At 34.2% G+C, this 20,277-nt stretch carries 19 protein-coding genes, 1 tRNA gene and 1 pseudogene; 16 read left to right on the top strand and 5 right to left on the bottom strand.

Annotated elements, in window-relative coordinates; genetic code table 11:
- Positions 1-27 precede the first annotated feature (27 nt).
- Positions 28-282: a hypothetical protein gene (locus tag R8749_RS06095; RefSeq protein WP_317694966.1), complete on the top strand. Its 255-nt coding sequence runs from the start codon at positions 28-30 to the stop codon at positions 280-282.
- A 63-nt stretch (positions 283-345) separates the two neighbouring features.
- Here the strand turns inward: R8749_RS06095 and R8749_RS06090 are convergent, their stop codons facing one another.
- Complete coding sequence (locus R8749_RS06090; RefSeq protein WP_317694964.1) at positions 346-699, bottom strand: hypothetical protein; 354 nt, start codon at positions 697-699, stop codon at positions 346-348.
- Positions 700-861: 162 nt separating this feature from the next.
- Here R8749_RS06090 and R8749_RS06085 point away from each other — a divergent pair, with 162 nt between their 5' ends.
- The 9 genes and pseudogenes from R8749_RS06085 (at position 862) to R8749_RS06045 (ending at position 9,269) form a co-directional block, all read left to right on the top strand.
- Positions 862-1,911, top strand: a complete 1,050-nt coding sequence (locus tag R8749_RS06085; protein ID WP_317698534.1) for an ABC transporter ATP-binding protein — start codon at positions 862-864, stop codon at positions 1,909-1,911.
- A gap of 3 nt (positions 1,912-1,914) precedes the next feature.
- Positions 1,915-2,712: an ABC transporter permease gene (locus tag R8749_RS06080; RefSeq protein ID WP_317694963.1), complete on the top strand. Its 798-nt coding sequence runs from the start codon at positions 1,915-1,917 to the stop codon at positions 2,710-2,712.
- Positions 2,712-3,507, top strand: a pseudogene (locus tag R8749_RS06075) (ABC transporter permease). The gene R8749_RS06080 and the pseudogene R8749_RS06075 overlap by 1 nt, the downstream one beginning before the upstream one ends.
- Complete coding sequence (locus R8749_RS06070; protein WP_317694959.1) at positions 3,504-4,583, top strand: ABC transporter substrate-binding protein; 1,080 nt, start codon at positions 3,504-3,506, stop codon at positions 4,581-4,583. Before R8749_RS06075 ends, R8749_RS06070 begins: the two are co-directional and overlap by 4 nt.
- 15 nt (positions 4,584-4,598) lie before the next feature.
- Positions 4,599-5,438, top strand: a complete 840-nt coding sequence (gene cdaA / locus R8749_RS06065) for a diadenylate cyclase CdaA (protein WP_317698533.1) — start codon at positions 4,599-4,601, stop codon at positions 5,436-5,438.
- A complete protein-coding gene (locus R8749_RS06060) occupies positions 5,435-6,415 on the top strand; it encodes a CdaR family protein (RefSeq protein ID WP_317694957.1) in 981 nt (326 codons plus the stop codon). Before cdaA ends, R8749_RS06060 begins: the two co-directional genes overlap by 4 nt.
- Before the next feature lie 7 nt (positions 6,416-6,422).
- Positions 6,423-7,766 carry a phosphoglucosamine mutase gene (gene glmM, locus R8749_RS06055; RefSeq protein ID WP_317694955.1) on the top strand — a complete coding sequence of 448 codons (1,344 nt, stop codon included), beginning with the start codon at positions 6,423-6,425 and terminating at the stop codon, positions 7,764-7,766.
- An 88-nt stretch (positions 7,767-7,854) separates the two neighbouring features.
- Positions 7,855-8,415 (top strand): VanZ family protein, encoded by a 561-nt coding sequence (locus R8749_RS06050; RefSeq protein WP_317694953.1) that lies wholly within the window; start codon positions 7,855-7,857, stop codon positions 8,413-8,415.
- Entirely contained in the window at positions 8,412-9,269 is an 858-nt protein-coding gene (locus R8749_RS06045; RefSeq protein ID WP_317694951.1) for an NAD(P)-dependent oxidoreductase, read from the top strand. Before R8749_RS06050 ends, R8749_RS06045 begins: the two co-directional genes overlap by 4 nt.
- 292 nt (positions 9,270-9,561) lie before the next feature.
- Here the strand turns inward: R8749_RS06045 and pgmB are convergent, their stop codons facing one another.
- Positions 9,562-10,233 (bottom strand): beta-phosphoglucomutase, encoded by a 672-nt coding sequence (pgmB, locus tag R8749_RS06040; protein ID WP_317694949.1) that lies wholly within the window; start codon positions 10,231-10,233, stop codon positions 9,562-9,564.
- Positions 10,234-10,404: 171 nt separating this feature from the next.
- On the opposite strand from pgmB, the gene R8749_RS06035 reads away from it, so the two are divergent.
- The 5 genes from R8749_RS06035 (at position 10,405) to R8749_RS06015 (ending at position 15,596) form a co-directional block, all read left to right on the top strand.
- Entirely contained in the window at positions 10,405-11,757 is a 1,353-nt protein-coding gene (locus tag R8749_RS06035) for a glucose-6-phosphate isomerase (protein WP_317694947.1), read from the top strand.
- Between the two features lie 64 nt (positions 11,758-11,821).
- Positions 11,822-11,894, top strand: a tRNA-Lys gene (locus tag R8749_RS06030).
- 137 nt (positions 11,895-12,031) lie between these two features.
- The gene (locus R8749_RS06025; RefSeq protein ID WP_317694946.1) at positions 12,032-13,159 is read left to right on the top strand and encodes a cation:proton antiporter; all 1,128 of its coding nucleotides are present in this window, start codon (positions 12,032-12,034) and stop codon (positions 13,157-13,159) included.
- Between the two features lie 98 nt (positions 13,160-13,257).
- Complete coding sequence (locus tag R8749_RS06020) at positions 13,258-14,223, top strand: alpha/beta hydrolase (protein ID WP_317694945.1); 966 nt, start codon at positions 13,258-13,260, stop codon at positions 14,221-14,223.
- 437 nt (positions 14,224-14,660) lie between these two features.
- The gene (locus R8749_RS06015) at positions 14,661-15,596 is read left to right on the top strand and encodes an Rpn family recombination-promoting nuclease/putative transposase (RefSeq protein WP_317694943.1); all 936 of its coding nucleotides are present in this window, start codon (positions 14,661-14,663) and stop codon (positions 15,594-15,596) included.
- A gap of 219 nt (positions 15,597-15,815) precedes the next feature.
- On the opposite strand, the gene R8749_RS06010 is transcribed toward R8749_RS06015, so the two are convergent.
- The 3 genes from R8749_RS06010 to R8749_RS06000 all read right to left on the bottom strand — a co-directional run bounded on the left by R8749_RS06010 (position 15,816) and on the right by R8749_RS06000 (position 18,441).
- Complete coding sequence (locus R8749_RS06010; protein WP_317698532.1) at positions 15,816-15,962, bottom strand: IS3 family transposase; 147 nt, start codon at positions 15,960-15,962, stop codon at positions 15,816-15,818.
- 164 nt (positions 15,963-16,126) lie between these two features.
- The gene (locus R8749_RS06005) at positions 16,127-17,323 is read right to left on the bottom strand and encodes an MFS transporter (RefSeq protein WP_317694942.1); all 1,197 of its coding nucleotides are present in this window, start codon (positions 17,321-17,323) and stop codon (positions 16,127-16,129) included.
- 116 nt (positions 17,324-17,439) lie between these two features.
- Positions 17,440-18,441 (bottom strand): AraC family transcriptional regulator, encoded by a 1,002-nt coding sequence (locus tag R8749_RS06000; RefSeq protein ID WP_317694941.1) that lies wholly within the window; start codon positions 18,439-18,441, stop codon positions 17,440-17,442.
- A gap of 126 nt (positions 18,442-18,567) precedes the next feature.
- On the opposite strand from R8749_RS06000, the gene R8749_RS05995 reads away from it, so the two are divergent.
- Positions 18,568-20,271, top strand: coding sequence for a glycoside hydrolase family 3 protein (locus R8749_RS05995; protein ID WP_317694940.1), 1,704 nt, complete (start codon positions 18,568-18,570; stop codon positions 20,269-20,271).
- Positions 20,272-20,277 lie beyond the last annotated feature (6 nt).

The raw sequence follows: 20,277 nt of genomic DNA, 5'->3' as shown, positions 1-20,277 counted from the left end.
CAGTAATGTAATTTTTTAGGAGAAATTATGAAATTAAAACTAGCTGGCCCTACTAGTACAGCGCTGTTATTGTTAGCACCGATCTCCAGTGCGATGACGGAAGTAATAACTCTACAACCAGTTCAGGCAGAAAATAATTGGGATTACGACGTTGATAATCCCGCCCTTAGTGACTACGATCAACTATTACAAAATGCAGGTCCCACCGATGGGATCGTTGACTGGTATCCAAATATGAATCAATGGGTTCAAGGTGATTATGCGGGATTTATTGCAGATTAGCTAAAACAAAAAGAACAGATCCACTTTTAGAAAAAGTTGAATCTGCTCTTTTTTGCTTTGAATTTATTTTTTTTCAATAAAGTCAATCTTCTTATTCGGATGAAGCATTGCTGGAATATTTAAAATCATGCTTAGAACAGCGAGCCAACTCCAGACAGTTAGGTCTGGGTATGCATCATTGACAAATACAAATCCTAAAACTGCAGCAAATAGCATTAACCAGCCATCAATTGCGGGACCAACATAAGTTTTCGGAACTCGAAATCGCCAGTCGTTAATGCCAACGCAAAGATAAAGAATTCCCATAATAAAAGCTGGTAGAAAATTCAGCGCTGCACTAAGGATATAGATACAAATTACTGCATCAAGAATAAAAGTGAAAATTGCGTATCGGTTTAAGTTTTTTTTATTTATCATTTAAAATTCCTATTTTTGAAAATTTTGTTTCAAATATCTCTTTGAAATCTATATAATATATCATATTGTACAAATAAAAAACGCTTTTGTAACGTTTTATCTTAAATAAGCGGGGGCAATATATTGACTAAGGAACCTATTGTTTCGCTTGAAAACATCAATATGAGTATTGATGGGAATCAAATTTTGAAAAATGTCAGTTTTGAATTAGAAGAGGGAAAGTTTTATACGATGCTTGGTCCCTCCGGTTCAGGAAAAACTACAATTTTACGGGTAATAGCAGGTTTTTCAAATCCTACAAGCGGAAGGATTCTTTTTAACGGCAAAAAAATTAATAATTTACCTCCTAATAAAAGAAAAATAAATACCATTTTTCAAGATTATGCACTTTTTCCAAATTTAAATGTGTTTGATAACATTGCATTTGGATTAAAACTACAGCGAAAAAATAAGTCAGAGATTGAAGAGCGGGTTAATCAGATGCTGAAGCTTGTTCAGTTAAAAGGTCTTGCTGAAAGAGAAATTGATGAACTATCGGGCGGTCAAAAACAGCGCGTGTCGATTGCTCGTTCGTTAGTTTTAAATCCGAAGATGCTCTTGTTAGATGAGCCGCTTTCAGCTCTTGATGCAAAACTTCGAAAAGATATGCAGTACGAATTAAGAGAGCTGCAGCAGCGATTGGGAATTACTTTTCTTTTTATCACTCACGATCAGGAAGAAGCTTTGGCGATGAGTGATTTTATTTTTGTTATTAATGACGGGGAAATTTTACAAAGCGGAACACCCGTCGATATTTATGATGAGCCAATTAATCATTTCGTAGCAAATTTTATTGGGGAAAGTAATATTGTATCCGGGACGATGGTTAAAGATTTTGTGGTGAATTTTGTCGGCAAAGATTTTGATTGTGCTGATGCTGGAATGCGGCCAAATGAACCGGTTGAAGTAGTTTTACGGCCGGAAGACTTAGATATTACGGATGTCGATGATGGTAAATTGACAGTTCAGGTTGATACGCAGATTTTTCGGGGCGATTTCTATGAAATTATCGCTTATGATGAAGATCATAATGAATGGCAGATTCAGTCGACCAATCCAACGAAAGATGGAGCGACAGTGGGCATTAATTTTGATCCAGAAGATATTCATGTCATGCGTTACGGCGAAAAAGAGCAAGACTTTGATGCAAGGCTTGAGACCTACGAGGATTAGCAGTTGCAAAGATTAAAGAAACTATTTTTATCAGCACCATATTATCTTTGGATTGCTTTATTTGTTGTGATTCCAATCGGGCTTATTTTTATTTACTCATTTCAAGATATCAGCGGTAAATTTACTATTAATAATTACATCACTTTCTTCACCAGTCCGACGTACCTAATGATGGCTTTAAATTCAATTTTGTTTGCCTTTATTATCACAATTATTTCGTTGGTCATTAGTTACCCTGTAGCTTGGATCATTAGCAAATTCACCCAAATTCGTGACTTTTTAATATTACTGATTGTTTTGCCGATGTGGATTAACCTGCTTTTAAAGACCTATGCTTTTATTGGATTGCTCAGCCGCAATGGATCTATTAATAATTTGTTAGCAGTTTTAGGATTTGGCAAAAAACAATTTCTTTTTACCGATGCTTCTTTTATTTTAGTTGCAGTTTATGTTCAGCTGCCATTTATGATTTTGCCCCTCTACAATTCGATTACAGCAATTAACCGTTCGTTAATTAATGCAAGTTATGATTTAGGTGCTTCTAAACCGCAGACTTTTTTTCGTGTGATTGTTCCTCTAACCATGCCCGGAATTAAATCTGGAATTCAGGCAATTTTTATTCCTTCTCTGTCACTTTTTATGATTACTCGTTTAATTGGCGGAAATAGAGTCATAACACTTGGAACAGCGATCGAAGAACATTTTTTAAGTACCATGAATTGGGGAATGGGTTCAACTATTGGCGTAATTTTAATTTTAGCCATGATTTTGATCATGTTATTAACAAAGGAATCTAAGTAATGAGCAAAATTAAAAATTGGATTTTCTTATTTTTTATTTTTTTAATTATGTATTTGCCGATCTTTTATTTAATTTATTATTCATTTTCCAGCGATAATAACATGGCTAAATTTGGACATTTTTCACTAAAACATTATAGTAATTTGTTATCAGACCATCGATTAATTGGAATCGTCATTAACACTGTTTTAATAGCTTTAATTTCTGCAACTATCGCAACGATAATTGGAACCTTGGGAGCCCTTTATGTTAATGGTTTGACTCGTAAGTGGGTCAAAAGTTCAATTCTAACGCTTAATAATATTTTGATGGTTTCCCCTGACGTAATTATTGGAGCTTCATTTTTGATTTTGTATTCGGCGTTTAAATTGCCATTAGGATTTTGGTCAGTTCTTATCAGCCATGTTGCTTTTAGTGTTCCAATTGTTGTTTTAATGGTGCTGCCAAAGTTAAAAGAATTAAAGCAATCTTATATCGATGCTGCTTACGATTTAGGAGCAACAGGACCTCAAGTTCTTTCACAAGTCATTTTACCTTTTATCAGTTCAGGAATTCTTGCCGGATTTTTTATGGCACTAACCTATTCTTTAGATGATTTTGCGGTAACCTTCTTTGTTACCGGTAATGGTTTTGAAACGCTATCAGTGGAAATTTATGCATTAGCTCGGAGGGGAATTAGTTTAGAGATTAATGCTTTAACTGGGATAATTTTTTTGGTCATCTCGATTGCAATTGTATTTTTATTATTTCATTCTTCAAAGAAATGAGCGGAAAAGAAGGGGAGTGCGCAAATGAAGAAATTGTTAAGCATTTTTTTAACGATTTGCGCTGTCTGTATGTGTTTGATTTTTTTTAATCATCGACTAACTCATAGCTCCGCAGCCGCTAAGGACGATGATAAAGTTTTAAACATTTTTAATTGGGGTGATTACATTGATCCCACTTTAATTAAAAAATTTGAAAATCAAACAGGCTATAAAGTGTCAATTCAATCATTTGACAGTAATGAATCAATGATTGAAAAAATTCGTCAAGGTGGAATTAGTTTTGATTTAACAGTTCCTTCAGAATATACAGTTGAAAAAATGAAAAAAATGAATTTGTTAAAACCAATTGATCTCAATCGAATTCATAATTTGAAACAAATTGATTCAGTATTTATGAATCGTAGTTTTGATCAAAATAATCGTTACTCAATTCCTTATTTTTGGGGAACACTGGGGATCGTTTATAATGATAAGTATATTAAACCTGGTGAAGTAAAACATTGGCAAGATTTATGGTCTCCCAAGTATAAAAATGCTATTCTGTTAATTGATAGTGTAAGAGATGTTTTTGCTGCTTCATTAATTCCGATGGGAAAAACAATTAATACTACTGATACAGGAACTCTTTTAAAAGCTAAAAAGAGTTTAGTTGAACTAGCACCAAATGTTAAAGCTATCGTTGCTGATGAAATTAAAATGTACATGGAGCAGGAAGAAAGTTATCTGGCAGTTGACTGGTCAGGTGAAGCTTCTGAAATGATGAATGTTAATAAACATTTGCATTATGTAGTTCCAAGTGAAGGAAGCAATATTTGGATTGATAGTTTTGTAATTCCAAAGACAGCTAAACATTTTAAAGCCATTTATAAATTTCTAAATTTCATGAATGAGCCAGAAAATGCAGCTAAAAATGCAGAGTATGTTGGTTATGCGACAGTTAATGAAGGGGCAAGAAAAATTCTTCCAAGGTCTATTGTTGGCAATAAATCCTTCTATCCAGATTTTAAAACCATGTCGCATTTAGATACTTATCGAGATTTGGGTCAAAAGACTGTTGAGGAATATAATGATTTTTATTTAGAGTTTAAGATGTCTCGCCAGTAAAAGGAGGTTGGGAAAATAGATTTATCTAAATTTTTCACTTTATCAACCTTAACTAATATTATAGATATTTTGATCGTTTGGTATCTTTTCTATTGGTTAATATTGATGATTCGCGGTACAAAAGCAACTCAGCTTTTAAGAGGAATCGCGATTATTATTTTTATTAAAATAGTTAGCTGGTACTTTAATTTTAAGACTTTAAACTTTATTAGCGATCAGGTAATTAATTGGGGTGTTGTTGTATTAGTTATCATTTTTCAGCCGGAAATTAGAAGAGGGTTGGAACAAATTGGGCGCGGCTCAGTATTTACTCCCGCAAATGTTAAAGAAGTTGAAATCAAGAAACAAATTGATGAGATTGATACAGCTTTACAATACATGTCCAAAAGAAGGATTGGAGCACTAATTACGATGCAGGGGACTACTGGGCTAGAGGAGTATATTGAGACAGGAATTCCTCTGGACGCTTTAATTACTGATGGACTTTTAATCAATATTTTTATCCCTAATACGCCGCTTCATGACGGGGCTGTTATTATCCAAGGGAGCCGAGTTGCGGCTGCCGCTGCTTTTTTACCGCTGTCTGATAATCCTGATATTCCAAAAATGTTTGGGACCAGACACAGAGCTGCCGTTGGAATTAGTGAAGTTACTGATGCTCTAACCATAGTCGTCTCCGAAGAAACAGGGGCAGTATCTTTTACGAAAAATGGAAAATTAATTACGGGAATGACCCATGATGAATATCGCAAATTTTTATTTGAAGAGTTAGGACCAAAAGATACAAAGAAAAAACATTTTTGGCAAAAAATTTTATCACGAGAGAAAAGCTCAGATGAAGGTGATCAAAAATGAATCCAGAAAAATTAGATTTTAAAACCAAGATCATCTCCATAATTATGGCTTTTATAGTTGCTATATTTCTTTTTATTTATGTTCAAACTCAAAAGACGCAAAGTACAACTAGTACTGATAACTCAAGACAAGAGCAGCTTGCGGCCACTAAAAGTACCACTATTAATGCTCCTTTAAAACTAAATGGAAATACCGATAAATATTTCATCACTGGATATCCACAAAAGGTTAAGATCCGTCTTGAAGGTCCAGCTGCTTTGGTAACTGCTACTGCAAACACGCTTAATTTTCAAATTGTTGCAGATATTGCTAATCGTCCAACTGGAATTCATAAAATCACATTAAGGGAACAGGGGATTAATAAATCGATTCATTATCAGATCATGCCCTCTTACGTAACGATCAACATTCAGGCTCGCAGTAATCGAAAAATGGCGATTCAGACGGACTTTAATAAAGACAGTATTGCTTTAGGTTATGAAGCAGGTCAGCCTGTGTTAAGCCAGGATACAGTTGAGGTAACCAGTGCTAAGACTGAAATTGAAAAAATTAATCAAGTGGTTGCTAAAGTGAATTTACCTAATGATGCGAAAACAACTTTTAGTCAAGATGTTATTATTCAGCCTTTAGATCAGAATGGAAATATTGTTAATGCAGTTGTTAATCCAGAAGTAATTCATGTTCGGCTTCCGATTAAGGAAATGCCTCATAAAACTGTTAAAATTAAATTTACCCAGGATGGTCAAGGAGTTGCCGGCAAAAGCTACTCATTTAAATCAAATGTCAGCGAACTTAAGATTTATGGGAAAAAAGATGTAATTGATCGAATAGATACACTTGCTGTTCCAGTGGTAGTAAACGGAGTTGAGGAAAATGTTCAGCGAATTATTGAACTGCCTGAAAAAGACGGCATTAAAAAATATGGACAAAAAGCTATTCCAGTTAATATAATTGTAAAAAATTCAAGCAAGAAATGAGGAAAAGATGACTAAGTATTTTGGAACTGACGGAGTTAGAGGAGTTGCTAACGTTTCTTTAAAACCAGAAATGGCTTTTAAACTTGGACGTTGTGGAGGATTTGTTTTAACTAATGGAAGCACTGAATATGCTAAAGTTGTAGTAGCACGCGATACAAGAGCTTCCGGAGAAATGTTAGTGTCATCGCTCATTTCTGGTCTATTGTCAGTTGGAGTTGACGTTGAAAACGTGGGGGTCATTACAACCCCAGCTTTATCTTTTCTGATTAAGAAATTTGATTTGTCTGCCGGAATCATGATTTCAGCTTCTCATAATCCAGCGCAAGATAATGGAATTAAATTTTTTGGAACCGATGGAAATAAATTATCCGATCAAATGGAAGATAAAATCGAAAAGTTAATTGATGCGAAAGAAGACGACTTGCCACGTCCTAGCGCAAAAGGTTTGGGTAAAATCATCTCATTTCCTGGTGCATTAGAAAGTTACGTCAGCTTCTTACATGGATATGCAAAAGACTACAACAAGAGTCTAAACATCATGTTAGACACCGCAAATGGTGCCGGAAGTAAAGTTGCTCCTTCTTTATTTGAGACGCTAAATTTGAATTATGAAATCATGTCAGATCATCCTGACGGCATTAATATCAATGATAAAGTAGGTTCAACTCACCCTGAAAAATTAATTGAAACGGTAAAAACTCAAGGATTTGATGCCGGATTTGCAATAGATGGTGACGGAGACCGCTGTATTGCCGTTGACGAGTTCGGCAACATTGTTGATGGTGATAAAATTATGTATATTATCAGCAGCTATTTTAAATCTAAAGGAGAACTTGCAGGCAATACCGTCGTAACTACAGTAATGAGTAATATTGGCCTTTATAAGGCTCTTGATAAAGCTGGGATTGATTATCAAGTCACTGCAGTAGGGGATCGCTATGTCAGCGAGAACATGTTTAAAAATGGTTTTGTGATCGGCGGGGAACAGTCAGGCCACATTATTTTGAGAAATTATCATAATACTGGCGATGGTCTCTTAACGATGATTGTTCTGCTTAATATTATGTTTGATGAGGGTAAGACTTTATCTGAACTTGCAAGCCCAGTTAAAACTTATCCGCAAAAATTAGTAAATATTAAGGTTCAAGATAAAAATTCATGGGAAAATTGTTCTGTTTTGCAGGATAAAATCAAAGAAATCGAAAAAAAAATGGCTGGTGACGGCCGAGTTTTGATTCGTCCAAGTGGAACCGAAAATCTTTTAAGAGTAATGGTTGAAGCTTCTACAGACGAATTAGTTAATAATTATGTTGATGAGCTTGTAAAAATCGTTGAACAGGAATTAAGTTAGTTTTTTTTCTATGTATATAGTTGGCGCACTTTATAATTTTTTATATAAAAGCTGGGGTTATCGTTTTATTAACTTTGGAATCGTAAGGATGGGCTTCTTTGCGCTCGACAAAACCATTATCTACTTTTTAATTTTCTTAGTTTTTAGAACGTTATATAACTATTTTGTCCGGAAAAAGGGGACAACTGTTCAAAAAGAGTTAGTTTACGATCTGTTTATCTTTTACATTCTTTTTGTTTTATTTTTCACTGTTTTTCGTAAACAATATTGGCCTTGGCAAATTCCGATTGATTTCCATCGATCGTTGAGTGATGTAAATTGGATTCCATTTGTTCAGACTCTTAAAATGAATAATGGAATTACCAAAGTTGCGCTGATTTATAATTTCTTGGGTAATATTATTCTTTTTATTCCATTAGGGATGCTATTTTATTCGATCGGCAAAAAACCTCGACACAAATTTTTGGTTTTTCTGGAAGGTTTTTGTCTATCACTGTTTATCGAAACGGCCCAGTTTTTTACTCATTCCGGACAGGCGGATGTTGACGATTTAATATTTAATTCAATTGGAATTTTAATCGGTTTATTGATTTATTACATATTATTTGAGCGAAAGCATAAACGAAAGAAACGAAGAAAGAAAAAATGAAAATTGGTTTTATTGGCACTGGGGTTATGGGGACGGGTATGATCAATAATCTGTTAAAAGCTGGTTATTCGGTTTTAGTGTATAACCGTACCAAATCTCATGCTCAAAGTGTATTGCAAAATGGTGCACAATGGTTAGAAAATCCGAGAGAGGTTGCTCAAAATTCGGATTTTGTAATTACGATAGTAGGTTTTCCTAAAGATGTGCGGGAAGTTTATTTTGGAGAAAATGGTATTTTTGAAGGTATCCATTCAAATTTAATGCTTATTGATATGACTACCAGTTCTCCTAATCTAGCTAAAGAAATTGCAAAAAAGGCTCAAAATGAAGGAATTTCAGCACTTGATGCTCCAGTGTCTGGAGGAGATATTGGAGCTAAAAATGGGACGCTTACGATCATGGTTGGCGGAGAGAAGAGTGATTTTGAACGAGCTCTGCCAGTTTTGAAAGCCATGGGAAAATCGGTTCGTTTGTTCGGAGATTCTGGTCAAGGTCAAAATGCTAAAATGGTAAACCAAATCATGGTTGCAGGCACAATGACTGGGATGGTCGAAGCGTTGTTTTATGCCAAAAGTGCCAATCTTGATTTAAGCAATATTGTTGAAATGATCAGTGGTGGAGCAGCCCAAAATTGGAGCATGGATAATTATGGACCGAGAATTTTAAAAGGTGACTATAAGCCGGGATTTGCAGCAAAACATTTTTTAAAAGATTTACGGATTGCGATAGATTCAGCAAATGAAATGGGTCTTAATCTGCCAGGAACAAAGACCGCGGAAGATCTTTATCAAAAGATGGTTAATGAATATCAATTGGGAGATCTTGGAACACAAGGATTAATCAAAATCTACTAAAAAGGCTGGTTAACATATGTCACAAAGATCCCCTTGAAAAAACGAGAAATCGTTTATTTCAAGGGGTTTTTTCGATAAAAAAAAGAAGAGCCTAGTCTTTACTCTACACTCTTCTATAATTTTAAACTCCGAAAGTAATAAAATTATGCAGCAAAGTTATAACACACATTAGTCTGCTTTAAACATTACTTCCGCTTATCATCCGTCAAAAGATAATATTGCCTGGTTGAATCGATTAAAATTGATGAACCTTATTTCTTCGGTCGTCCCCGTCAATACATACTCTTTTGATTTATCCCATTTTTTCTTTAATTGCTTCAATTGTAACTGCTGCAGTGTCTGGGAAAATTAGATCTGCTTCATGTAATACGTCAGAATTTCCAATTCCAAGAGAAGTTTCATTAGCACCATTAATTGCAGTAACACCGGCTGCTGCATCTTCGACCCCGATTACTTGTTTAGGGTCTAATTTCATAACTTCGGCAGCTCTGACATAAATTTCTGGATCCGGTTTGCCTTTTTTTAAACTAGCAGGATTAACGATTCCTTCAAACGCGTCAGTTAATCCTAAGCTTTTTAAAATTACTGGTGCATTAAGAGAGACAGAAGCTAGACTCATCTTATAACCACTAGCTTGGAGACTTTTAATGAAATCAAGCATACCCGGTAAAATATCATCCGGCGTAAGAGTTTTAATTAACTGAACATAGTTGTCATTTTTTTCAGCCGCTAGTTTTTCTTTTTCCGCTTGAGAGTAGTCATTTTCATGACCACCCGCTTTTAAGATCATTTCTAAGCTATCCATTCGGCTGATTCCCTTTAATCCGTCTGCGAGATCTTCAGTCCAATTAGTACCAACTTTATCTGCAACCTGCTGCCACGCTTGCGCATGGAATTTAGCAGTGTCTGTGATAACGCCGTCTAAGTCGAAGGCAAATCCTTTTATTTCATTAAAATTAGTCATAATATATTTCCTTTCCTAAATAAAACAAGCTATTATATTCTATCAAAAATTATTCAAATTAAAGAGCTAAATAAAATAGTTTATTTTTTTTTGAAAGATAAGATAATGTAAAACTTTTCATCATTAAATGGTAGAATAGACTGTAACTAAAAAACGGGAGATATTTAAGTAATGACAACTATTAAGTTTGATTATTCACCATTAAAAAAATTTGTGCATGAAAATGAATTATCAGAAATGCAGCAAATGGTTACTGCTTGTGATAATGAATTAAGACAAAAAACAGGAGCAGGCAGTGATTTTACTGGTTTTGTTGATTTACCGATTGAATATGATAAAGAAGAGTTTTCACGTATAAAAAAAGCGGCTGAAAAAATTAGAAATGATTCTGAAGTTTTTGTAGCTATTGGAATTGGCGGCTCATATTTAGGAGCTCGAATGGCTTGCGACTTTTTAAATTTGAATTTTGGCAGTTGGCAAAAAGATCGTAAGGGACCACTTGTTCTTTTTGCTGGAAATTCTATTAGCGGTACGTATCTCCACGAAATTTTAGAACTAATTGGGGATAAAGATTTTTCAATCAATGTTATTTCTAAATCAGGAACAACAACTGAACCTTCGATTGCTTTTCGAGTGTTGAAGCAAAAGCTTGTGGAAAAGTATGGCAAAGATGAGGCTGCAAAACGAATTTATGCAACTACTGATAAAGCAAGAGGTGCCTTAAAAACTGAATCTGATGCGCAGGGTTACGAAGAATTTGTAGTGCCGGATGCTATTGGAGGACGGTATTCTGTTATGAGTGCGGTAGGGTTACTGCCAATTGCTGTTGCAGGCGGTGATATCGATAAATTAATGGATGGTTTTGCCGCAGGCCGTGATGATTACAACAGTCCAGATTTAAGCAAAAATGAAGCATATCAGTATGCTGCTTTACGTAATATCTTGATGCGTAAAGGATATGATGTTGAAATTCTTGAAAATTATGAACCATCTCTTCAATATTTAGGTGAATGGTGGAAGCAGTTGGCAGGCGAATCTGAAGGTAAAGATCAAAAAGGTATTTATCCTTCTTCTGCTAATTTTTCAACAGATTTGCATTCATTAGGACAATATATTCAAGAAGGACGTCGTTTCTTATTTGAAACTGTTGTAATGGTCGATAATCCGCGCTATGATATCGAAATTCCAGCTGAATCTGATGATCTTGATGGTCTTAAGTATCTTGAAGGTAAAAAGATGAACTATGTTAATGAACAAGCTTACCGTGGTGTTGTCATTGCTCATACTGATGGTGGAGTTCCAGTAATGACGATTCATGTTGATCAGCAAGATGAGTATACGCTTGGAAAATTAATTTATTTCTTTGAAATTGCGATCGGTGTTTCCGGCTACTTGAATGGAATAAATCCATTTAACCAACCGGGTGTTGAAGCATATAAAAATAATATGTTTGCTTTGTTGGGTAAACCAGGTTTTGAAAAACAAACTGATGAAATTAAGAAACGTGAAAGTGATTTCTTTTAAATAATCTCTTGCATCAATTTTATCTGCGTGATATTATATTTAAGTCGTTTGACGGCTTAGATATGGGCGGCTAGCTCAGTTGGCAGAGCAGCGGACTCTTAATCCGTGGGTCCAGGGTTCGAGCCCCTGGCCGCCCATTATTTTATAAGATTCGTTATTACGGATCTTATTTTTTTAATAATTATTGGTTGAAGTGAAAGCTTTCAAGAATTTTCCCTTGGTTTGGGTTGCCGGGAAGATTTTTGGAAGCTTTTTTATTTGTAGGGGATAGTTTATGGATATTCTTGGTTCGCTTTGTTTAATTTTAATATTTTCATTATTAGGCGGTTATATTAGTTCTCGTCTAAATTTTCCATCAGTAATAGGTCAATTATTAGCGGGAATTTTAATTGGTCCATCAGTTTTAAATTTAGTTCAATCAAATCAGATTTTAAGCAGCATTTCAGAAGTGGGTGTTGTTATGTTGATGTTTATAGCGGGGTTAGAGAGTAATATCTCACTTCTTCGTAAATTTTTTACACCGAGCATTATTGTGGCAATTTCAGGAATGGCAGTGCCTTTTGGTTTGATTTATTTAATTGGACAAGCTTTTAAACTTCCTAATGCAACTTGTATTTTCTTAGGAGTTACTTTTGCAGCTACTTCCGTCTCTATTTCTGCTGTAGTTTTAAAAGAAATGAATAGTTTAGATACTGATGAAGGCAGTGTAATTTTAGCAGCAGCTGTCGTTGATGATATTTTATCAGTTCTTTTGTTAAGTTTAATTGGACCTTCTGAAAATAATGTAAATTCAATACCAGTCATGCTAATGCTCCAGTTAGGTTATTTTGCTTTACTATTCTTTTTCAGCCGATGGATGATGCCGCTTTTATTTAGAATCTTTAATAAATCAGACACGGTTTTAGCATTAATTATTTGTCTGTTTTTTGCCTATTTTGCCAATTTGGTTGGTTTAAGTAGTGTAATTGGTGCTTTTTTTGCTGGTATTGCAATTGGTCAAACAAAATTTGCTAAAAAAGTAGGGTATCGAGTAAATCTAATTGCTTCTTCTATTTTCATACCAGTATTTTTTACTAGTATTGGATTAAAGATGACTTTAAATGGCATAATCAATGATTTTGGTTTATTTATTGCTTTAACGCTGGGAGGAATTATTTCTAAATTATTAGGAGCTGGAATTGGTGCAAGAATTTCTGGCTTTAGCAATAAAAGTTCAATAGTGATTGGTTCAGGCATGGTTTCAAGAGGGGAAATGGCGTTAATAATTGCTCAAATTGGAATTCAAAACAAGCTCTTGTCATCGGAAAGATATTCTGCAGTTGTTGGGGCAATTGTTATGACTACTGTTATAGCCCCTTTTCTTTTGAGAAGCACAATTAGATTAAATGATCGCAAAATCTAAGAAAAGAACAGAAAATATCTGGTTTTTGAAACTAGTTTTAAGAGAATTTACAGTGTTATATTGATGATGAAGGCGATTACAATGATGGAGGAATAAAAATGAAAATCGAAAAATTTAATTTATCGTCGGAAAATCAGAATGTAACTTTAACAACTTATTTGTTAGATGATTCTCCTGAGACGATTAATGGCAAACCAAGACCAGGCATTATTATCTGTCCTGGCGGCGGATATTTTAGCTGTTCTGATCGAGAGGCTGAACCGGTAGCAATTAAATTTGCATCTCTTGGTTACCACGCGTTTGTTTTGCGATACAGTACTTATAGCGATGGAAGTCTGGAATTGCCAGATTTATCAAAACCATTACCAGTTAAAAAGGATCGCATTTTCCCCCGCCAAGTTATCGAGTTGGGAAAAGCAATGGTTTTAGTTAAGAAACATGCAAGTGAATGGAATCTTGATCCAGAAAAAGTTGCGGTTTGCGGATTTTCTGCAGGGGGTCATAATGCAGCACTATATTCTACAAGTTGGAATCAGACATGGGTAAAAGATCAATTTGGTAATGATGCATCTTTATTAAAACCAGCTTTAAGTATTTTAGGATATGCTTTGACCGATTATGTTATGCTGAGCAGCCAAATTGATGAATTACCAGCTGGAATGGATAAAAGCTTTATGATTGCATCGTTTGTTGCCTATTTAGGAATGGAAAAACCTGATCAAGAATTATTAGAACAAGTAAGCCCAGCGCGTCATGTTGATTCTAATACACCTCCAAGCTTCATTTGGGCAAACTTTGAAGATCCTCTTGTTTCAATACAGCATTCGATTAAGCTTGCAGAAGCAATGAAAAGTGAAAATATTCCATTTGAACTTCATATCTTTGAAAAAGGAACTCATGGGTTAAGTTTGGCCGATCAAACGAGTGCAGCAGCCAAATCTCAAATTATTCGTCACACAGCAAACTGGTTTGATTTGTGCGCTGAATGGCTAGAAGACCGATTTGCCTTGCCATTACCAGAGTTAAGTGATTTTGAGAAGATGCAGCAGGAACAAAATAGTTGAAAAATTAAGTACTTTAAATATAAATTCCTCTAAAGGTAAACTAAATAGACGGTAAAATTTTTGAATTTTTTATCAAATTAAATGGCCGTATTAAGTCTTGTAGCAACTAATAAGTGAAGCTCAAGTTATTGAAGGAAATAAACTCTAAATAGAAATTAAAACTAGTTTATCACTAAAGAAGTTAAATCTCGATTAATCCAATTAATTAGAAATGTATTAAAGGTAATAGGAAGTTTTTCATTCAAAGTAACACACTTACTCTTTATTCTAAAACATAAAGGTAATAAGAGAAAAGTTTGATCCCTAAGTGGTCAGGCTCTTTTTTTGTTTTAAAAGGAAAAATTTAGTACAATTAAACAATAATTTGATGAATTTAAGAATTGGATCTTGTTTGCGTAATCTTTTATATAAGCCTAAAAAAGGAAGGATATATATAATTGCGCAAAAGAGAAATTTTACCATCAAATGATCTGTTATTTAAAAAATTATTTGCCTCACCCAAGAACCGTCATATCTTAATCGGCTTCATTCATGATATGATCGGTTTAAACGTTGTAGATGTAATAATCGAAAATCCATATAATATTAGAACCTTTAAAGTGACGGAAGATCAGCAGGAATTCTTAGAAACAGAGGTTGATGTATTAGCCCGGCTTGATGACGGAAGTCTGGTAACCATCGAACTGCAGGTAAGAAGAGAAGCACATTTTATCGAACGTTCACTGCATTACCTGTCAGAGAAATATGTGTCAAATTATGCGAGAAGAGATCTAGAGAAATTAAAGGATGATATTAAAGAGGATAAATATGGGTCATTGAGACCAGTGTATGGGATTAACATCGTGTACTTTGATTTATTTAAAGAAGACGACAAAGCGTATCATCGATTTACGATGTATGATGTAAAGAATAAAATCGAGTTAAAGAATGAAGATGGCTTACCGCTGTTGAGTGTGGTATATTTTGATTTAACAAAGCCCCGAGACACGCTAGAAGGAGAGATGCCGTATTGGTACGATTATCTAAAGAGCAATAAAAGGGTCGAAGAAGCACCGGAATATCTGCAGGATGCATATAAAGTAACAAGTTATGAGAATTTAGAGATGGAGGAACGAGAGATGTTGGACGCAGTAGAGAGAGCGAGATCAAAGCTTGATGCACAGATGTTGTATGCCGAAGAAGAAGGCAGAAAAAGAGGCGAACGTGAAGGTTTAGAGCAGGGTTTAGAACAAGGACTAGAGCAAGGATTAGAGCAGGGAGTTAAGCAAAATAAAATTGAGACTGCAAGGAAGATGCTAAAAATGGGAATGAAAGTTGAAGAGATTAGTGTAGTCACCGATTTAAGTGTCGAAGAGATTGAAAAATTAAAGTAGCTATTTGTTCTTTTATTAAAAGTCATGACATAACTCAAGTTTTGAAGTGCAACAAAAAAGTTAGACGGTTTATAAAATCTTAAACATTTTTATAGGTGAATTATTTTATTCAGGCAAAATAAAGCATTACCAATTAATTTTTGGTTTTGCTTTTTTTGATTATTTGCTTTTAAAAACACTAAATAAACCTTTTTTATTTAAAGATTAAGTTCAACTTGGTTAATTGGGCTGCTGTCTTTTGTAAAAGTCTACGCTGCCAACTTCTTTTTTCAATTCAGTCGGTGTTAATCCAGTATTGTTTAATGAAATCCGCTCATTGTTATACCAATATGTATACTGATTGACCATTTTCTTTAACTCTGCCAGGAATTATTTGACAATTTTAATTTTCAATTCAGCAGAATATTTAGTCATACAAAAATGCCTCACAATCATTAGCATATGTCTAACAATTATGAGGCACTTCAAAATTTTAATTTCAAAAATGTTTCTTTTTTTAAGATGAAGTAATTTTACATATTTTTTTAAGTTTATTTTTGAGCTTCTTGTTCAGCATGAGATTTTTCAATACGAGCTCCAAATTTAATTATTAATAAGAAAGTAGCAATAACTAACGATAAAATGATACCAAAGGTAAATGAAGCATCACCTGGTTTGATTTTAAAAGCTGCAATAATCATCGGAGCAAAAATCCCGGCAAATGAAGAAACTAAAGTGTTCATAGAAATTACAATCGGGAATTTTCTTTCATCTGCTAATAAAGATAGTTCAAATGGAATCGTTGCATTAACCATTACAACTCCCATTCCAGAGAACATATTTCCTAAAATATGCATGACTGGACTGCTAAAGAACTCGATACAAGCAAATGATAATGCAAAAGCAATAAATCCAAAAGCAATTGTATTGGTTTTAGTTAACTTTCTTATATATTTCAATACAAATGCAGTTAAGATTCCTCCAATATTGCCAATTGTAATTACCATAGCTGTGTACGCAGTTCCTTGTCCTTTAGCAGCAAGAACGATTGATTGATTAGTCATAAATGTCATCAAGATCATCGACATTACAAATGTAACTAATAAAATAATATAAACATTTCCGCTAAGACTTTTTACACTAGATAAAAAGCTTTCGGATTTTTCGTTATCTTTGTTTTTATCTCCAATAACATTGTCTTGAGGGACTGTGAAAATAAAGAAAACTAAAATCACTAAAGATAAAGCATAGATCCAAAATAAATTATGCCAATTACTACTTCCTAGAGCTCCACCTAAAGCAGTAAAAACCATCATTCCAATATTATTGAAACCCATGCCCCAGCCCATAACGCTGGCTCTCTCTTCACCTTCAAAATGTTCTTGAAGCAATACTGGTCCAACATTACTAATTAATCCAGCTCCAAAACCTAATACAGTCATACAAGCTAAAATGATATTTAAACTGCTAGGATAAAAAGCTGGGAACATTCCACTAATTCCGACTGCCAAAACGGCTAATATACCAATATTTTTTCTGGTCAAATGATAGGTTAACCAAGTAAAAAGCAGTGTTGCAATTAATTGACCTAATTGTGGAATTGAAGCAATCATTTGAACTTTGGAAATTGGTTCAGTCGGGAAAGATTTCGCAATTGCGGCAATTGCAGATCCGATAACTGAAGTTGACATTAAAAGCAAATTCATGCTTAAAATTCCAACCGCCAGAGTAGTTTTTTTCTTGTTCATAAAGTAAATTCCCTTTCACATTTGTTTTCGCTTACACGTAAAAGTATAGGCAACCAAAAACTTAAGCACCATATGCAAAAGGTATTAAATTTATGTTCATTTCACAGTTTAATTATTTAAACTTGATGTTCTTTACGATATTCAGAAGGAGATGAATTAAGAATTTTTTTAAAAATTTTATAAAAATAAGACGGATTTTCGTAACCAATTTTTAAGGAGATTTGATCAATAGGAGCTGTTGTATAAACGAGATACTCTGCTGCAACATTAACTCTTTGAAGATGAACTAGTTGAATAAATGACATGCCAGTTTGAGTTTTTAGATAGTTTGAAAGGTAATTAGGATTGAAACCAAAATGATGCCCCATTTGTTCTAAAGTAATATTTGCGTAGTTACGCTCAATATAAAGTAATAATGATAATAAATTATTACCTGAAGCTTTGTTGTTTATTTTAATGTTGGCATTTGATTTTGATGCAGCTCTAATTAAACGAGAAAAGAGCGTCAGGATTTCTAAACGAATTATTTGATTTGTCTGAATATCAGGGTGGTAATACTCACTAATAATGTCGTAAATACTGTTAATAATAGGCACGACATGAGATGTCTTAAAAAGACTATAGGTATTTTCTCCTAAGTTTTCATTGGAAAGCAGAGAGAATAGCATGTTTGAAATATTTTGACCGGACGCTTTTTGCTGCATAAAGTTAAAGTCATTGAGAGTAAAAGCACTACCTTTTAATGAGATATTTACAACTATTGCTCCGTCTTCAATGGGTTTAACTGTGTGGGTAGTGTGATTTCCAATGATAATAATATTATTTTGACTAACTAAAATTTCTTCTTTGTTGGTAACAACTGTACACTCACCTAATAAAGGAACTGTTATTTCAACATAATTATGAATATGAAAAGGGATATAAGATTTAACAGGCTGAACTGAAACTCCGATGCTCTGCGGATTAATTTCTAATGAATCTGTTAAAGTATAAAAAAATTCGTAAACGGGATTATCGTTGAATTTTCCTGTTTTTGGCGGTTCCATCATTGGTTTTAATTCTTCCCAGTCACGAGGTTTATTGTTTTGGCGCAATTGGTTTAAAATTTCCAGATCCATTTATATCATCCTCTTATTAGTATTATTTCTGTAAAATGAACATATTAATTGTAATTTTTCGCAATAGTTAAAACAAGTTTATTATTTTAAAATGTAAACGGAAACAGTACAAAATGGAGGATCCGAATGTTAGATTTAACCAAAAAACCATATTTTTTGAATCAAAAACAAGTTGAATATGTTGAAAATAAAGTAAAGACAATGTCAGTAGATGAAAAAGTAGGACAGTTGTTTTTTGTCATTGGACAAGATGAGGATACAGTTGATATCGCTGAGTTTATTAAGAAGTATCAGCCAGGCGGAATGATGTATCGTCCTGACCAAGCTGAAAAATTAAAAAGGGAATTTTCTATTGCGCAAGAAACAAGTAGGATCCCTTTATTAATGGCTGCAAATCTTGAATCAGGTGGAAATGGATTAGTTTCTGAAGGTACTTGGTTAGGAACTCCTATGCAGATGGCAGCAACTGATGATGCTCATTGTGCTTATGAATTAGGTAATGTTGCTGGTAGTGAAGCAGCCCAAGTTGGTGGCAATATGTCTTTTGCACCGATCGTTGATATTGATAAAAATTTCCGTAATCCAATTATGAATACGCGAACTTTTGGTAGCGATCAAAACAGAGTTTTAAAAATGGCTCAAGCACAAATTAAAGGATTAGAAGAAAATAACATTATTCCCGTTATTAAACATTTTCCAGGGGATGGAGTTGATGAAAGAGACCAGCATTTGTTGAGTTCAATTAACTCACTATCAGCTGAAGAATGGATGGAATCCTATGGTGAAATTTATCGTAAATTAATTGAACAGGGGGTTCCAAGTGTAATGATTGCACATATTATGCAGCCAGCTTGGGAGCGTAAATTAGAACCAGGAATTTCAGATGAAGATTTACGACCAGCATCAAGTTCAAAACTTCTAATTGATGGCTTATTGCGTGATGTTCTGAAATTCAATGGCTTAGTTATTACTGACGCTACACCAATGTTAGGGTACAACACGACAATGCCTAGAAAAGATCTATTGCCGGCAACAATTAATGCGGGAATTGATATGATTTTATTCAATAAAAACATTGATGAAGACTATCAGTATATTCATGATGCAATCGATGGAGGAGTTTTATCGATTGAACGAGTTGAAGAATCGGTAATGAGAATTTTAGGTACTAAACTTGCTCAGGGTATTATGAACACTGAAGAAGAATTAACCCAAGAAATACCAGCTAAAATCGATCTCCATTCTGACGAACATCAAGAGATTGCCAAAAAAATTGCCAAAAAATCAGTTACTTTGGTTAAAGATAAAGACTCATTATTACCAATCACTCCTGATAAATATAAACGAATTCGGCTTGTCGTTCTTGGAGATAGTGATGATGGCGGCTTTAAAGAAGGGGGTCACGTTTCAGGACTATTCCAAGAAAAATTGGAATCTGAAGGTTTTGAAGTGAATCTTTTTGATCATAAGCATCTTGATTTTCATGAGATTTTTGAAGAAGGTGTTAGTGATTTAGAACAAAAATTTGATTTAGCGTTATACGTAGCTAATATTGAAACAGCAAGCAATCAGACGACAACCCGTTTAGATTGGATTCATTTAATGGCTGCTGATGCTCCTTGGTTTATGAAATCAATTCCAACGGTTTTTGTTTCAACGGCGAATCCTTACCATTTGTTTGATGTCCCAGATATTTCTACTTTTATCAATGCTTACACAGGAAATGAGGCAAGCATTGATGCAGTGATTAGAAAATTGATGGGTAAAGAATCATTCGAAGGAATTAATCCAGTTGATCCTTTCTGTGGTGATTTTCGAGCTAAGTTGTAGGAGCTA

This window comes from Xylocopilactobacillus apis, from assembly GCF_033095965.1.
Classification (GTDB): Bacteria; Bacillota; Bacilli; order Lactobacillales; family Lactobacillaceae; genus Xylocopilactobacillus; species Xylocopilactobacillus apis.
This window is presented reverse-complemented; position numbering and strand designations above follow the sequence as displayed.

Coding starts and splice junctions, on each gene's coding strand:
- R8749_RS06005 (WP_317694942.1), bottom strand. CDS start 17,323: ATGAACAAGAAAAAAACTACTCTGGCGGTTGGAATTTTAAGCATGAAT.
- R8749_RS06050 (WP_317694953.1), top strand. CDS start 7,855: ATGGGCTTCTTTGCGCTCGACAAAACCATTATCTACTTTTTAATTTTC.
- R8749_RS05995 (WP_317694940.1), top strand. CDS start 18,568: ATGTTAGATTTAACCAAAAAACCATATTTTTTGAATCAAAAACAAGTT.
- R8749_RS06020 (WP_317694945.1), top strand. CDS start 13,258: ATGAAAATCGAAAAATTTAATTTATCGTCGGAAAATCAGAATGTAACT.
- R8749_RS06095 (WP_317694966.1), top strand. CDS start 28: ATGAAATTAAAACTAGCTGGCCCTACTAGTACAGCGCTGTTATTGTTA.
- pgmB (WP_317694949.1), bottom strand. CDS start 10,233: ATGACTAATTTTAATGAAATAAAAGGATTTGCCTTCGACTTAGACGGC.
- R8749_RS06045 (WP_317694951.1), top strand. CDS start 8,412: ATGAAAATTGGTTTTATTGGCACTGGGGTTATGGGGACGGGTATGATC.
- glmM (WP_317694955.1), top strand. CDS start 6,423: ATGACTAAGTATTTTGGAACTGACGGAGTTAGAGGAGTTGCTAACGTT.
- R8749_RS06000 (WP_317694941.1), bottom strand. CDS start 18,441: ATGGATCTGGAAATTTTAAACCAATTGCGCCAAAACAATAAACCTCGT.
- R8749_RS06060 (WP_317694957.1), top strand. CDS start 5,435: ATGAATCCAGAAAAATTAGATTTTAAAACCAAGATCATCTCCATAATT.
- R8749_RS06070 (WP_317694959.1), top strand. CDS start 3,504: ATGAAGAAATTGTTAAGCATTTTTTTAACGATTTGCGCTGTCTGTATG.
- R8749_RS06025 (WP_317694946.1), top strand. CDS start 12,032: ATGGATATTCTTGGTTCGCTTTGTTTAATTTTAATATTTTCATTATTA.
- R8749_RS06035 (WP_317694947.1), top strand. CDS start 10,405: ATGACAACTATTAAGTTTGATTATTCACCATTAAAAAAATTTGTGCAT.
- R8749_RS06090 (WP_317694964.1), bottom strand. CDS start 699: ATGATAAATAAAAAAAACTTAAACCGATACGCAATTTTCACTTTTATT.
- R8749_RS06085 (WP_317698534.1), top strand. CDS start 862: ATGAGTATTGATGGGAATCAAATTTTGAAAAATGTCAGTTTTGAATTA.